Source organism: uncultured Eudoraea sp., from assembly GCF_947258925.1.
Lineage (GTDB): Bacteria > Bacteroidota > Bacteroidia > Flavobacteriales > Flavobacteriaceae > Eudoraea.
This window is the reverse complement of sequence record NZ_CAMYKG010000034.1, coordinates 16,712-31,909: the sequence shown is the minus strand read 5'-3', so window position 1 is coordinate 31,909 and position 15,198 is coordinate 16,712. Positions and strand designations below refer to the sequence as shown.

Genomic DNA, 15,198 nt, shown 5'->3' with positions numbered 1-15,198 from the left:
AATTGACGATGAAAAATACAATCAAAAAGATAACAACTTTAGTATGGGCCTGTTCTGTTATAGTAATAGTGTACTCATGCTCAATTGATGCAGTACAGGATCCCGATGGACCCAGTGTAAGTGGTGTTGAACAAAATGCTTCAAAAGGCCAATTGAACGAATTAGTGGTTGGGATAGAATCTACGATAAGGGATGGCCTGGGAACTGAGGTTACTGCAAGTGGTACTATGGCGCGTGAGCTGTATTTATTTGATGCTGACCCCAGAAACACCGGAGATTTACTCGGGAAAGATGGAATAGGTTTAGATAACAATTCGTTTTATAGTACGCAACAATGGAACGGTAGCTACCGTGCATCAAAGAATGCAAATTTGTTAATTGCAGCTGCAGCCAACACCGAATTTGTTAATGAAGCAGAATCTAATGGTTATATTGGGTTTGGAAAGACAATGAAAGCCTATGAATTAATCCAGGTTTTAAAGTCCTATGGCAGGGCGAGAATAGAAGTAACTGATCCTGATAATCTTGGACCAATTCTGGAATTTGATGATGCATTAGCGCAAATTCGTGCTTTGTTGGATGAGGCCCAGGGAGATCTTTCTGGAGCCGGTGATAGTTTTGCATTTCCGTTAAGCAGTGGTTTTAGTGGATTTGATACACCCGCTACGTTTACGGAGTTTAACAGAGCCGTTGCGGCCTTGGCCGCTGTATACGCCGGGGATGGCGCTTCTGCTTTAACTGCACTAAACGGTTCATATTTTGACATTAACGGTGCATTGGATCTGGGTCCTGAGCATATTTTTGGCTTAGGCGGAGGAGATCAGGCCAACCCTGTTTTCAGGGTACCATCTACTCCGGACAACGTTAACAATGGAGATCAGATTATTGTTCATGATAGCTGGATTAATGAGGCTGAAGCTGGTGATACCCGCGTAGAGAACAAAGCCGAACCCAGAATAGATCCGAGCTCTCAGGATGGACTTACAGGAACCCATGAAACACGTTTATACGCGACCAATGTATCCTCTGTTAAAATCCTAAGGAACGAAGAGTTAATCCTGCTATACGCAGAAGCAAGTATCTTAGCCAATAATCTTCAGGACGCAGAAGATGCTTTAAATACGATTCGTAATTCAGCATCGCTGGCCAATTATGCAGGGGCACAAACAACTGATGCACTTACTACGGAGCTATTAAATCAAAGAAGATATTCTTTGTGGTCTGAAAATCACAGAATGTTTGATCTTAGACGCTATGGACTTTCCAGTACATTGCCAACGGATAGACCCGGAGATCAAGTTTTCAATGTTTTACCGGTGCCACTATCTGAAAATGAATAGTTTTTAGTCTATCTTAACTAAAAAAGAAAACCCCGCTTTTGCGGGGTTTTTTTATTGGATAAATTCTAAAGGTAATTAAGCAGCTATTTCAAGTTCCTTCTTCTTGGCAGGTGCCTTCTTAGTTCCTCCTTTAAGTTTAATTTTTATCCTATAAACAATGTTAAACAAAACAGGGACAATGATCAGAGTGAGGAAAGTGGCTACAATTAGTCCAAATATAACTGTCCACGCAAGCGGTCCCCAAAAAATTACATTGTCACCGCCGATATAAATTTTTGGGTCAAAGTTTGTAAATAGAGAAAAGAAATCAATATTAAGTCCAATCGCCAAAGGGATTAATCCCAGCACAGTGGTTATTGCGGTAAGTAGTACCGGCCTCATCCTGGCTTTACCCCCTTTTACAATTAACTCGGTCACCTGCTCCCTTGACAATAGATCTTCGTCTTTCATTCCTAATGATACTTTTTTGCGGTCGATGAGGATTTGGGTATAATCTAAAAGAACGACCCCATTATTAACCACAATACCTGCCAATGAGATAATACCCATCATGGTCATCATTATTACAAAGGGCCATCCGGTAATCATTAATCCACCAAAAACTCCTATAAAACTCAGGAAAATAGCGGTCATGATTATAGTCGGTTTAGATACGCCTCCAAATTGAAAGATTAGAATTAACATGATTAAGCCAAGGCCCGAAAAGAAGGCGCCAACTAAAAATTCCATTTGCTTATTCTGCTCTTCAATCTGGCCCGTATAATCTATCTTTACATTCGCCGGAATTCCAGTATACTCTTCCATTACCTTTTTAATCTCTGCCACAATTGCACCGGCATCTGTATATCCCGGCCTCAGACCGGAATAGAGTGTGACAACGCGCTTTGTATCCCTGTGTTTAATCGCACTAAAACTTGAAGTATTTCTGTGAGATGCCACGGCAGAAATAGGGATTTCTTTTATCTGCCCCGTTGCCTGGTCCCGGAAAATTACATTCTGATTGAATAAGGCACTGGTATTATATCTAAGGTCTTCATTAAAGCGTACATTGATGTCATAATCGTCACCTTCCTGCTTATAAATACCGGCCTTATCTCCAAACAGGGAACGTCTTAATTGAAGTCCTACCTGCCCCACGGACACTCCAAGCTCTCCGGCTTTTGCCCGATCAACCGTTACCTCCATGCTGGGTTTTCCGGTATTTACATCAATCTTTAGTTCTTCAATTCCCGCGATATTCTTTGTATTGAGGAAATTTCGCATTTGCTCTGCGGTATTAATCAATACACCATAATCCTTACCTTCAATTTCAATATTTATGGGATAACCTGAAGGAGGAGCCACAGCGTCTTTTTCCACAGAGATTGCCAATCCGGGATAGATACCTTTTAAGCCGTCCTGAATTTCTTTGCGAAGCCCTTCGGTATCTCTGCCACCCCTGAACTTATACTCTTTCATAGAAATGGTTATTTTTCCCCTGTGTGGCATTTCTGCTGCTGAGCCTCCTTCTGTAAATGGATTTTCAGCACCCTTCCCCACCTGGGATACACTCGAAGCTACCAGAAAATTATTATCACCATCCATATACTTAGAATCATCAGCAATAGCATAGACCCTTTTTTCAATATTTTTGGTTATATCATTGGTCTTTTCAATAGCAGTACCCTGCGGATATTCTATGTAAACATAAATTTCATTTGGGGTGTTATCCGGGAAAAATTCCACTTTCGTTCGGCCGCTACCAAGCGATATCCCAAAAGCAATAAAAGCCGTTATTAACAGGAATACCGTAAAGCCAAAGTAAGCATAAACATTTCTTCCCTTAAGCGCATTCCTTAAGCGATTTTCATACCAATTTTCAAACCGGGATAAGTATTTCTTTTGAAATTGTAAGGCCGCCTTTTTAAGTCCGTATTTATAAATCCAGAATAATAATGCGACTACAATCATTAATGAACCTAATCCGCGAACCGTACCACCGAAAATAAGTATAAAGAGTCCAAACCCGCCCAGGATAATGCTCAGGCGTACAAGTTGCTTTAGGGTAAGTTCTTTATCTCCAACCTCCATAAATTGCGATACCAGCATAGAATTCATAAAAATGGCGACGAACAATGAGGAGCCAAGAACTACGGACAATGTAATTGGGAAGTAGATCATAAATTCACCCATAATACCCGGCCAAAGTCCTAATGGTACGAACGCAGCGACTGTGGTTGCAGTTGAAATAATTATAGGAAACGCAATTTCACCTATACCTTTTTTAGCCGCTTCAATGCGGGTCATACCTTCTTCTTCAATAAGCCGGTAAACATTTTCAACGACAACAATACCATTATCAACCAGCATTCCTAATCCCATAATGAGGCCGAATAAGATCATAGTGTTCAGTGTATATCCCATTGCGGAAAGGATCATAAACGACATGAACATAGACATAGGGATAGCAAAGCCCACGAAAAGGGCATTGCGAAAACCTAAAAAGAACATTAGTACGGTAACCACTAAAATGATCCCAAAAATTATATTATTTACGAGGTCATCGACCTGATTTAATGTTCGGCTTGAGGAATCATTAGCAATACTTACGTCCAGATCGGCGGGAAAATAATTTTCCCTTGATTCCTTCACAATTTCTTTGATCTCATCAGCTGCCGTGATTGCATTTTTGCCTGCACGTTTTTTAATATCAAGCATCACAACACTACTGCCACGCTCTCTGGCATAGGTCGTTTTTTCTTCTTCTTTGAATGAAACCTTAGCAATGTCCTTTAGATAAACAGCCGCGCTCTTTTCTGATTTAACAACAAAGTTTTCAAGCTCACCTGGGTCTTCAATTTCTCCTAAAATCCGGATGGTACGGCGCTGTCCACTGGTGTTTAAATTTCCAGCAGACATGGTCATGTTCCCATTGTTTATGGCTTGTATTACATCATCGAAGCTAACCTTGGCGGCCATCATTTTATAAATATCAACTGCCACTTCTACTTCTTTTTCCTGCGCCCCCCTGATATCTACACCTTTTATCTCCGGTAAGTCTTCTATTTCATCTTCCAGATACTTGCCAAATTCCTTTAATTTATCAACAGGGTAATCCCCTTTCAGGTTGACGTTCATTATAGGGTATGATTCTGATATATTCAGGTCAAAAACATCCGGTTCAACTTTAGCCCCATTGAAAATAGGCCAGTCTTCTCCTGCTTTTTCACTGTCCACTTCGTCCTTTACTTTTTGTTTGGCATTTTCAACAGAAATATCTTCATCAAATTCAACAACAATCATTGAATAGTCTTCTTGTGAAGTAGAAGTAATTTCCACAAGGTTACTTACATTTTTCAGCCTGTCTTCCAGAGGATCAGTTAGGAGTCGCTCTATATCTTCAGCAGTATTTCCAGGGTAAACACTACTAATATAAATCTTGGTTTCTTTTACTTCAGGAAAATCTTCCCGGGGCATAGAAAAATAAGAGGATAATCCAATAAATAAGAAAATGCCAATCATTACGTAAATGACCGAAGGGTTATCAATAGCCCAGGAGGATAATCTAAATTCCTTATTTGTATTTTTTAATTGTTTGCTCATAAGGTTATTGAATTATTTTTACTTGCTGGTTTTCTCTGACGTTCCGCGCACCTTCCGATATAACTTGTACGCCAGGGTCAATTCCACCTAAAACCTCAACATAGTCCCCTTGAGATTGTCCTGTGCTTATGATTTGTTTTTTTGCTATGGCCATATTGCTGGAATCAACCTCCGTTGCCAGATAAACATATTGTTCTCCCAGTGCATTTTCAGAAATTACACTTTGCGGAATTAAGATAGCATTATCGCTACTGTAATCGTTTATCTGTACACGAGCTGTTAGGTTGGGTTTTATATTTCCCTTTTTATTAGGTACAGCTATTTCCACCCGAAAAGATCTGTTCGTTGGGTTAATAAAATTTCCCGTTTGCCTTACTCTAGAAGTAATGCTATCTCCAAGAACTGGAAAAAATATTTTAACTTCCTTACCTACAGTTACCCCTTTTAAATAACCTTCGGGAACGTCTACTTCTATATACATATCAGATAGATTTACAATACGGAAGACGGCTTGTCCGTTGGCCGGGGAAACAACAGTTCCTTGTTCTTGAATAACATCATCTATTATTCCGGAGAATGGAGCCCTTATATTTGATTTGGCTAATTGACTTTCTGCTTGTTTAACAGAGTTTACCACCGCCTGATAATTTGTTTCGGCCTGCAAATATTGAATTTCAGATCCAATTTTTTGATCCCAAAGTCTTTTTTGACGTTCAAAAGTAGTTTTAGCAAGTGCAGCCTGGGTTTTGAGTTGTTCAAGTTGACTACTCATGCCGCCATCATCAATAGTGGCTAAAAGTTGACCTTTGTTTACCTTTTGGCCTTCTTTTACATATACCTTAACTAAAGTACCTGGCATTTCAGGGTAAATAAGGACATTTTGTTTAGTCATAACATTCCCCTGAAGATCCAGATAATGCTGAAAGGCCTGAACATCTGTTTTAAAAGTGGACACCAAGGCTAGTTTTGACCCGCTATCCTTAACATTGATAACAGAATCCAGAAGCTTAAGCTCTGTATTTAATACTTTTTGTTGTTCCGTAATTTCCTGTTTCTTCGATTTAATTTCTTCCAAATTCCCTTCGGCAATTAAGGTTTCAACAGATTTAGTAGTTCCGTTTCCACAGGATGTGAGAATCAGTGAAAATAGAATTAGTAAAAGCGTATTTTTCATTTTTTGCGGGTTTCTAAGTTGATGGTTTAATTATTAAGAACGGTTTCCAGTTCTGTTTTTTTATTGATTACTTCTACCATTGACTGAAGATAATCTTGCTGTGCAGTATAAAGTTGAATTTGCGCCTGTCTCAGTTCAAAGCTGGTAGCTAGTCCTTCAAAATATTTTGTTTCGTTTTTCTTTTCAATCCGTTCGGCAAGGTTAAGATTGCTTTTAGTGGTCTCGTAATCTTCAATTGAGAAAATGTAATCACTTTTTGCTTTTTCAAGTTGAAGCCTTATTTGTTCTTCTGCCTCAGTTAGTTGCGTTTTTGCCTGGTCATAAGCTATTTTGGCTCTTTGCGTTGTTGCGCTCCGATTAAGGGAACTGAAAATAGGAATGGTTAAGTCGAACCCTAAAGTAGATGCTGCAAACCATTTCTGTTGACTCTCAAAAAAAGAAAAGGTGTTGCTAAAAGCTGAAGCCCCATAATTCACAAAGGCATTAAGTGATGGTAAAGCTTTACTTTTGGCCAGCTTTAATTCATAATAACGCTGCTCATTGAGGTTGGCTACCAGTTTGTAATCCACGTTATTCTCCATGTTAAATTCAGAATCCAAAAGATTAAAATCTATTTGTTTTACCACCAGATCATCCAGATTTTCCGTTAATATTGTTTGATTTTCGATGGGTAGTCCCATGATTAAATTCAACATCTGCAGGGTAATATCTTCAAAACGGATTGCATTCTTTAAAGCACTGACTGTTGATGACAGCGTAATTTGAAGTTGTTCAACACTTTCTTCATCGCCTAGCCCATTCTCATAAAGTTTCTCAGTTTCATAGAGATTTTTTTCCAGTGTGGCTTTATTTTTCTCAAGAATATTAACCGTTTCTTGAGCAAGTAATACATTGCCATATGCTTCAATGGCGGCTTTCCTTATTTCCTGATCTGTTTTTTCTTTATTATTTTGACTGTATCTGAGAAAAGCCTCAGTAGCCTGGACCCCTACAATATAGGAACCATCAAATATTTGCTGACGCAGGGTAGCTGTTGCATTAACCTGATTTTGTTGACCAAATACCACTGGAAGGAAGGAGCCGGGTTCGCCTCCAACAATTTCACCCGGAATAAGAGTTACAGGTTGTTTTAACTGATTAAAGTAGCTAAGATTACCGTCAATTTGAGGTAAGCCGGTTGCAATTATCTCCCATTTCTGCTTTTGAGCATCCAGAATTTCCCTATCTGCATTTATGACACTGTAGTTGTATTCAAGCGCATAAGCAATAGCTTCATCCAAAGAAAAGCTTTTCGGAATTTCTTGTGAAAAGGAGCATTTCACAGATATAATTGCTAATAAAATTACGAATTGAACTTTCATTTAATCCTGATTTGAGTTGATTAGTTGGTTTAATATTTTTCTTCCATCTGGAGTGACTATACCGCGCAGGTGGTATTCCAAATAGTCGTCCATAAGGGTTGCCACCGGGAACTGGGTATCAGGGAACAGTCGAACATCTTTAATATTCGAAACTCCGGTAAAGTAAATCCTGGCAACAAATTCTATATTCAGATTATCCCTGTAAATCCCCATTTTTATTCCTTCCTTTACATTATTTACGACGCAGTCGTGCATCATATCAAATTGTTTATTTCTGAGGGTATTGAAAATTTTGGGATAATATTTCTGAAGCTGATATTGCGGAGAGGTTTTTTCGTCCTTTAAATGCTGCATTACGAGTTTTTTAATCTCATAAAGTTCTTCAATTGGGTTTTTTTTGAGGGCACATATTTGATCAATTCCACAAGAAACCGAATCAAAAACGTGCATAGTACAGGCTTCCACTAGTTTAGTTTTATTCTCAAAATGAGAATAAATGGTCTTTTTAGAAATACCCATGGCACTCGCAAGATCATCCATCGTTACGCTTTTAAACCCCAGGTTTAAGAAAAGATCCGTTGCTTTCGTTAAAATTTTGTCTTTCATAATGCAGGGGCAAATATAATCAGGAAACTATAAAAACATAAAAAGTTTCCTAGGTTTTACAATTTTTTAACAGATCGCCGGAATAAGACAACTTTTCTTCACAGTAAGTTCAAATAAATACTTTATTTTGGGTGCTTTTAATGTATTTTTGAAAAAAAATTTAATGATTGACATCGATTTCTTTCGGAAAATTTTTAATTCCTACCTGGTAAAAAAGCTCAGCACCAAAGATCCTCTTAGTTTATATGAGCCTATTTCTTATATCATGGAGTTGGGGGGAAAAAGGCTCAGACCGATATTAACACTAATAAGTACTGATGTTTTTGGCGGCAATTACGAAGAAGCCTTGGATGTTGCCCTTGCAATTGAAGTTTTTCATAATTTTTCTTTGGTCCATGACGACATCATGGACTCCGCACCAATAAGAAGAGGTGAAAAAACAGTTCATAAAAAGTGGAACATTAATACTGGTATTTTATCAGGAGATGTTATGCTAATTAATTCATATCAGTATTTAGAAAATTATGAACCGGATTTATTTAAGCAGTTGTTAAAAGTATTTAGTAAAACAGCTATTGAGGTTTGTGAAGGTCAGCAGTATGATATGGATTTTGAATCATGTGACCATGTCACCATTTCGGATTACCTCAAAATGATAAAATATAAAACAGCTGTATTAGTTGCCGCTGCAATGAAAATGGGAGCAATTGTTGCCAGGGCTTCAGAAAAATCACAGACTGCAATTTATGATTATGGCATTAATCTCGGCATAGCTTTTCAATTGCAGGATGATTACCTGGATGCCTTCGGAGATCCCAAAAATTTCGGGAAACAGGTCGGGGGTGATATCATAGAAAATAAGAAAACGTACTTATATCTTAAGGCACTGGAATTGGCTACATCTGAGGACCGGAATGAACTAAAAAACCTATTTTCCATAAGGCCCACAGATCCACAGGAAAAAATACAGACGGTCAAAGAAATTTTTGTAAATAGTGGCGCCGCCGAGGAAACGCGGAATCAAATAAAAAACTATACGCAACTGGCATTTGAAATATTGGACGAAATAGAAGTACCGCAAGATAAAAAGAGAATTATCCGGGAATTTGGCACGAAACTTATGAACAGGGAAGTTTAGAATATTCTGTTCAATAGTGCTTTGATAAAATAGGTTTTAGGACAACTTGAAATAATCTGAAGATCTTCACTTAAATTGGTCTCCTCATCCAGAAATTTAAAAATAAGCTGTGGACTACTTCCTTCAAATAACGATTCAAAAATACGCCTCCCTTTATTATTGTCTTTATCAAGAATGTCCAATAAAAGCAGGTCATAATACCAATACCGGGTTTTGGCATTAAAAGAACTTAGTGACTTATTCTTTTTGAGAAAAATGACTAATTCACTAATCTTTCGTTTAGTACTCATAAAGGTATATCCCGTACTGGGTTTGGCCCAGCCTCCGGCGATACCTATGTTTAAAATATTACCGCTATTGTTTACGGAAAAATTATAGCAGGTCATTGGGATATTTCCCTTTTCCTTTTCTATGATCTCATAATTCGGGCACTGCAGTTTTTCTCTTATATAATCTTTTATAGCATTTTCATAATCTTCTTCAGCTAATGTATCAGTGGAGAATAGCGTATACTCAACCAAACCTTCGGTTTCCGAAAATGGCAATACATACATAAATCGGGTATTGCCCTTTTGAGGTATTGAAAAATCCATAAAAGTAGCTTTTTCAGGATTGAATACAGGTTTTTCTGATTTTATAAACCATCCTATAAAGTGCTGTTGTAAAACAGGATATTTGGTTTGATTGTAAAGGGACTTATAATTAAAAACGCTGGTAAAAACCTGTGTTGCTTTAAAGCTCCCAACATCTGTGGTTACAACCGCATGCTCAGTATGATCTTTTATTCCTGAGACAAGCGCCTGAGAAAATAAGACATTCTTGTAACCGCCGATGCGATCAAAATAGTAATTATAAAAATCAATACCGCGAAGCATCTTGTAGGTATAGGGGGCTATTTCATAAGATCCCTGATATTTTTCTCCGGCAAACTCAATATGACTCCAACTCTTATGTATAATTGTATCGAAGTCTCCTTCCCCCTTCTCCCAAAAACACCAGGTACGATCATTACTCTTTTTAGCATCCTTATCTATTAGTAATACCGACTTATCCTTAAAATAAGGATCGCTTCCAATTGCATCAGTTAGCATTAAGCCAGCAGCACCGGCACCAATTATTATATAGTCGAAGTTTTTCTGCACAAGTTTGAAAAACATCAAAAGTACAAATTACATAACAAGTATGAAGCGTGCTTTAATTCAATTGGTAACGTAATCCGATGAATCCTCTTATACCTTGATTTGGGCCATATACATAGCTGGGATCAAAAGTAAGACCATAAGGGTTATCCGGGGTTGGGATGGCATTACCGGAATTGTCGAATGCAACATTTTTATCAAAGGGGTCATTCGCTCTGGCTATTATAAAGGGATTCCCTTGATTAGGTGTCCAATCAAGAAGGTTTTTAATACCGCCATAGAATTCAAAATCTTTCCATCCTGCATACGTAAACTGAATATTTTGGATACTCCAGGTTGGTGAGAATTCCTGTCTGGGATCCAGTTCACTCAAAAGCGGTAGACGCATTGGACCATAAAGATTCCCTGTATAATCAAAGCTAAGATTAAGTGCTCTGAAAGTATACGAAATACTCCACGTACCACTATAGCTTTCGGTAAGGATTTGACGTTGTGTGATACCGTTTTGTGTATTGCTAACATCCATCCACGTGGCTCCTAACAGCATTCGAAGTCCAATTGGAAATACTAAATCTAAATTAGCACTTACTCCCTTAGAAACCGATTTGCCGTCTAAATTCTGATAGATGATTGCATTAGGATCTGTATCGTAATCAGGAAGAATAACATTATTGAAATAGGTGTAAAATGCTGAGGCATCCAAACCAACGAATGTGCCATTATTACTATAAATCTTTTTCAAAAAGTTGAGATTAAAATTAATGGAACGCTCTGGTTTTAGGTCTTCAGCAATGATAACATCCCTGGCGCCGGTCAAAGCGGCATGTTCTTCTGTAAAAAGATTTACAACTCTAAAGCCGGTACCGGCATTAAAACGCAAGATGTCGTTGTCTGAAAATTTCCATTTGTAAGCTATTCTGGGCGTAAATATGGAGCCATGCCTTTTGTCATAATCATAACGGATTCCGGAGAGCAGGGAATGTTTTTTTGAAAAATTTATCTCATCCTGTATAAACAAGCTGGGGATCCAGACTTCATCTGCGTCATTGGCACCAAGTGCGGAGGTAGCAGGGGTATTGTCATCATAATAATTATATCTCAAGGCGCTGCCAATCAGAAGATCATTTTTGCCAATGGTCTTATCCCATGTTAACTGGCCAAATCCTATTCGCTGATCAGCGAGGTAGGCGACATCCCCGTACGTTGAGTTTTGACTATGGTCATTATAGGAAGCAGACAACAACAAATTTTCCTTAAACGGCAATTGATATTTTCCCAATATTTCCCATCTTCTTGTATAGATGCTTTCACCATATATTTCATCGCCACCTCTGAATTCAGGTGTCCATTGCATTTCACCTCCCCATCTGTCCTCATAAAAAAACCGCCCGGCCAAAGAAAAAATACGATTTTCTTTACGTATCATGCTCCATTTTTGAAAAAATGAAATCCTGTCCTGGAGGGTTAGATCGGTAAAATTATCGTCATTGTTGTCTATGGGGTTATCGTATTTAAAGTAGTTTAGACCTAATAATAAGTTTGATTTCCGGCCCAGTCCAATTTTGGATCCAATATCCAAATTATATTCCCCCCAGCCACTTAAAAAATTGTCAATGGATAATGTCGGTGCACTAAGTGTGCTCTTTGTTATAATGTTTATGAGCCCTCCTACCGCTTCGCTACCATACAAGCTTGATGCCGGACCTTTTACAATTTCAATCTGTTCTATCAAGGAATTTGGGATACCCGACAGCCCGTATACCGTTCCTAATCCACTCACAATGGGCATGCCATCTATTAAAACCAATGTATATGGTCCTTCAAGTCCGTTAATGTGAATATCTCCCGTATTGCATACATTACAATTAATTTGTGGCCGAACTCCATTCACATTTTGCAGCGATTCGAAAATACTTGGAGTTGGATTTTTTTTAAAAAATGAGGGTTTATAGACTTCTACCGGGACAGGTGTTTCTAATCTATTTACAGGCTTCAAAGTGCCGGTAACGACCATTTCATCTAATTCTTCCGCTGAATTCAGCAATGATATGGTGAGTGACAATATTTGATTATTATCTAGAGTTACTTCCCGGTAATTACTGATATAGCCTAAAGCAGATACCTTTATTGTATAGCTGCCGTCAGGAATATTATTAATTGTGAATTGACCGTTCACATCGGCAGATGAACCTATTTTTGTTCCCTGAATGACAATATTGGCAAAGGCTAAGGGTTCTCCTCCGTCCAGGACAATCCCATTAATAGTGTTCTTTTGAGAATACATATTGGAGATTCCCATTAAACAAAGTAATAGAAAAGCTATAATCCTGATAGAATGATACAAAACAATTTATTTTATTCGAATAATAAATTTAGACAAATCTAAATATTTGTTTTAATTAATAAAAATGTATTTTTGGTAAAATTTTTTTATGACCCATTCTGAGGAAAATTATATTAAGGCCATATTTCATCTGGGTTTGGAAGGGGTGGGAGTAATATCAACCAATGCCCTGGCTGAACGGATGGAAACCAAACCTTCTTCCGTGACCGATATGATGAGAAGATTATCGGAAAAAGGATTGGTCAACTACAAAAAATATCAGGGCGTATCATTGACTGATCTCGGAACTAAAATGGCCTTGTCAATTATTAGAAAACATCGTTTATGGGAGGTTTTTTTGGTTGAAAAATTGGATTTTAATTGGGATGAGGTTCATGAGATTGCGGAACAATTAGAGCATATTGAAAGTGAAAAACTAATTGACAAACTGGATGAGTTGTTGAATTATCCAAAGTTCGATCCCCATGGAGACCCGATTCCGGGAAAAAATGGTGAGTTCCTGGAACGCGACAATTTATTGTTAAGTCAATTGTCCATTGGTTCTACAGGAATTTGTGTTGGGGTAAAGGATTCCTCTGCTGTATTCCTAAGATTCCTCGATAAAAACAAGATAGCACTTGGCAACGAAATAAAGATTCTCGATAAAGAGGAGTTTGATAATTCATTGCACATTCTCGTCGATCAAAGGGAATTGCATCTTTCCCAGCAGATAGCTAATAATTTATATGTTAAAAAAATATAGTAATGATAGAAAATGTTATCAGTTATTTCGAAACGATCAATCCTATTTTGGCAGCTTTTTACGCAACCCTCTTTACGTGGTTACTTACCGCATTAGGGGCCAGTCTGGTCTTCTTTTTTAAGACCATGAATAGGGCAGTACTTGATGGAAGGGATTGAAATGAGTCCGGGAGAAGGTTTTGTGAAGGTTATCCCGGCGGCAATAGGATTTTTACTTGGCGCTGTTTTCATATATGGGTTGGACAAGGTTTTACCGCATATACATATTAATTTCAAGGAGAGTGAAGGGATAAAGACACCCTGGCATAAAACCACACTTCTTACCCTTGCCATTACCTTACACAATATTCCTGAAGGCCTGGCTGTAGGGGTACTCTTTGGCGGGGTGGCTGCCGGGTTTGAAGGAGCAAATATTGGTGGCGCCGTAGCATTGGCACTTGGGATAGGGCTACAAAATTTTCCCGAAGGTTTTGCGGTAGCCATGCCATTGAGAAGACAGGGTTTAAGCAGGCTTAAAAGTTTTACCTACGGACAAGCTTCTGCTATGGTGGAGCCCATCGCTGCTGTTCTGGGCGCATGGGCTGTGCTTACCTTCCAACCTATACTTCCTTATGCCTTATCTTTTGCTGCGGGAGCGATGATCTTTGTTGTTGTTGAAGAGGTTATCCCTGAGACGCAACAGGATAAATACACAGATATTGCGACCATGGGCTTTATTGGCGGCTTCATCATTATGATGGCATTAGATGTTGGTTTAAGCTAATTTACTGTAGTTTAACAGATGCTTTTTCGTTTATGGATTATTCACCTATTAGCGAGAAAGCCCCTTTTGTTAAAATTCTTGAATCTGAAGGAAAGTCGGTGAAATTTTCAATTGCAGTGTAGCCATCATACTCTTCTCCTACTTGAACTTTTACCGGTTTAAAATTATATGTTTCTTTCGTCCTAGACTCTAGCAATAAGAGGTATGAGGCTCCATCGATATTTACAACCGCCTCTGAAGGTATACTCCTTTCTATCTTATCTGACGTAATTATGGAGGCATTTACAAACATTCCTGTTAGAAATTTATGTTTAGTCGAATCTTTTAAATGTCCATGTACTTTTATTGTCCTGTTTTCTTCAATAGCATTACTAATCAGATATACTGTTGCCAAATATTCTGTAGATGATGTTTCCGGAATTCGAAATTTAATTTCCTGGCCCTTGTGAATCTTCATAATGTCCTTTTCAAAAACAGATAGTTCCAAATGAATATGGTCAATATCCACGATTTCAATAATGGGCGTTGCCGGTGAAACATACATGCCCAGTGTTACATTGACTTTAGTAATACTCCCACTAATGGGCGCATACAATGTGGAGGTCGTAGTTATAATTCCTCTCTCAACTTCAGCTGGGGAAAAATTAAGGATCTTTAGTTGTTTTTGAAGCCCATTATATGTTGCTTCTGCTTTTTTGAATTCACTTTCTGCTTTTAAAAAGACCTTTTGCGATGAGATGTTTTCCTTTCTCAGGATTTGCTGACGGTCGTATTCGGATTTCAAATAGGCCAGTTGTTCTTTTATCTCTAAATATTCTTGTTGCAGGCTAACAAACTCAGGGTTTTCAATTTTAACAAGTGCCTGCCCTTTAGTTACAAAATCACCAATGAGCAAATGGGTACTTTTAATGTACCCTCCCATGGTCGCACTTACCACAGCTCTGTTGGCTGGAGGCACATCTATAGATCCATTGGCCTTAACTAGTTCTGGAAAAGGCTTTTCTTCAAGG

The 15,198-nt window shown here is 38.3% G+C and carries 10 protein-coding genes and 1 pseudogene; 4 read left to right on the top strand and 7 right to left on the bottom strand.

The window, feature by feature from the left end:
- Window positions 1–8 precede the first annotated feature (8 nt).
- Complete coding sequence (locus Q0X77_RS11980) at window positions 9–1,340, top strand: RagB/SusD family nutrient uptake outer membrane protein (protein WP_297797660.1); 1,332 nt, start codon at window positions 9–11, stop codon at window positions 1,338–1,340.
- 75 nt (window positions 1,341–1,415) lie between these two features.
- Here the strand turns inward: Q0X77_RS11980 and Q0X77_RS11975 are convergent, their stop codons facing one another.
- The 4 genes from Q0X77_RS11975 to Q0X77_RS11960 are packed head-to-tail and all read right to left on the bottom strand — an operon-like array spanning window position 1,416 to window position 8,063.
- Window positions 1,416–4,922, bottom strand: coding sequence for an efflux RND transporter permease subunit (locus Q0X77_RS11975; protein WP_297797658.1), 3,507 nt, complete (start codon window positions 4,920–4,922; stop codon window positions 1,416–1,418).
- Between the two features lie 4 nt (window positions 4,923–4,926).
- A complete protein-coding gene (locus Q0X77_RS11970) occupies window positions 4,927–6,096 on the bottom strand; it encodes an efflux RND transporter periplasmic adaptor subunit (RefSeq protein ID WP_297797655.1) in 1,170 nt (389 codons plus the stop codon).
- A 26-nt stretch (window positions 6,097–6,122) separates the two neighbouring features.
- Window positions 6,123–7,457 (bottom strand): TolC family protein, encoded by a 1,335-nt coding sequence (locus Q0X77_RS11965; RefSeq protein ID WP_297797653.1) that lies wholly within the window; start codon window positions 7,455–7,457, stop codon window positions 6,123–6,125.
- Complete coding sequence (locus tag Q0X77_RS11960) at window positions 7,458–8,063, bottom strand: TetR/AcrR family transcriptional regulator (RefSeq protein ID WP_297797651.1); 606 nt, start codon at window positions 8,061–8,063, stop codon at window positions 7,458–7,460.
- A gap of 163 nt (window positions 8,064–8,226) precedes the next feature.
- On the opposite strand from Q0X77_RS11960, the gene Q0X77_RS11955 reads away from it, so the two are divergent.
- Window positions 8,227–9,201 carry a polyprenyl synthetase family protein gene (locus Q0X77_RS11955; RefSeq protein WP_297797650.1) on the top strand — a complete coding sequence of 325 codons (975 nt, stop codon included), beginning with the start codon at window positions 8,227–8,229 and terminating at the stop codon, window positions 9,199–9,201.
- Here Q0X77_RS11955 and Q0X77_RS11950 read toward each other — a convergent pair.
- Both Q0X77_RS11950 and Q0X77_RS11945 read right to left on the bottom strand, forming a co-directional pair.
- Window positions 9,198–10,358 (bottom strand): lycopene cyclase family protein, encoded by a 1,161-nt coding sequence (locus Q0X77_RS11950; protein WP_297797648.1) that lies wholly within the window; start codon window positions 10,356–10,358, stop codon window positions 9,198–9,200. The genes Q0X77_RS11955 and Q0X77_RS11950 overlap by 4 nt on opposite strands.
- Window positions 10,359–10,395: 37 nt before the next feature.
- Window positions 10,396–12,639: a TonB-dependent receptor gene (locus tag Q0X77_RS11945; protein WP_297797646.1), complete on the bottom strand. Its 2,244-nt coding sequence runs from the start codon at window positions 12,637–12,639 to the stop codon at window positions 10,396–10,398.
- Window positions 12,640–12,772: 133 nt separating this feature from the next.
- On the opposite strand from Q0X77_RS11945, the gene Q0X77_RS11940 reads away from it, so the two are divergent.
- Together Q0X77_RS11940 and Q0X77_RS11935 are read left to right on the top strand one after the other, a co-directional pair.
- Complete coding sequence (locus tag Q0X77_RS11940) at window positions 12,773–13,426, top strand: metal-dependent transcriptional regulator (RefSeq protein WP_297797644.1); 654 nt, start codon at window positions 12,773–12,775, stop codon at window positions 13,424–13,426.
- Between the two features lie 2 nt (window positions 13,427–13,428).
- Window positions 13,429–14,188: pseudogene (locus Q0X77_RS11935) on the top strand (ZIP family metal transporter).
- 37 nt (window positions 14,189–14,225) lie between these two features.
- On the opposite strand, the gene Q0X77_RS11930 reads toward Q0X77_RS11935, so the two are convergent.
- Window positions 14,226–15,198 (bottom strand): efflux RND transporter periplasmic adaptor subunit (locus Q0X77_RS11930; RefSeq protein WP_297797642.1); only part of this gene is annotated, 973 nt, incomplete at its 5' end.

Bases quoted from the DNA above. Each gene is read 5' to 3' on its own strand.
- Q0X77_RS11980 (WP_297797660.1), top strand. From the start codon at position 9: ATGAAAAATACAATCAAAAAGATAACAACTTTAGTATGGGCCTGTTCT.
- Q0X77_RS11975 (WP_297797658.1), bottom strand. From the start codon at position 4,922: ATGAGCAAACAATTAAAAAATACAAATAAGGAATTTAGATTATCCTCC.
- Q0X77_RS11970 (WP_297797655.1), bottom strand. From the start codon at position 6,096: ATGAAAAATACGCTTTTACTAATTCTATTTTCACTGATTCTCACATCC.
- Q0X77_RS11965 (WP_297797653.1), bottom strand. From the start codon at position 7,457: ATGAAAGTTCAATTCGTAATTTTATTAGCAATTATATCTGTGAAATGC.
- Q0X77_RS11960 (WP_297797651.1), bottom strand. From the start codon at position 8,063: ATGAAAGACAAAATTTTAACGAAAGCAACGGATCTTTTCTTAAACCTG.
- Q0X77_RS11955 (WP_297797650.1), top strand. From the start codon at position 8,227: ATGATTGACATCGATTTCTTTCGGAAAATTTTTAATTCCTACCTGGTA.
- Q0X77_RS11950 (WP_297797648.1), bottom strand. From the start codon at position 10,358: ATGTTTTTCAAACTTGTGCAGAAAAACTTCGACTATATAATAATTGGT.
- Q0X77_RS11945 (WP_297797646.1), bottom strand. From the start codon at position 12,639: ATGGGAATCTCCAATATGTATTCTCAAAAGAACACTATTAATGGGATT.
- Q0X77_RS11940 (WP_297797644.1), top strand. From the start codon at position 12,773: ATGACCCATTCTGAGGAAAATTATATTAAGGCCATATTTCATCTGGGT.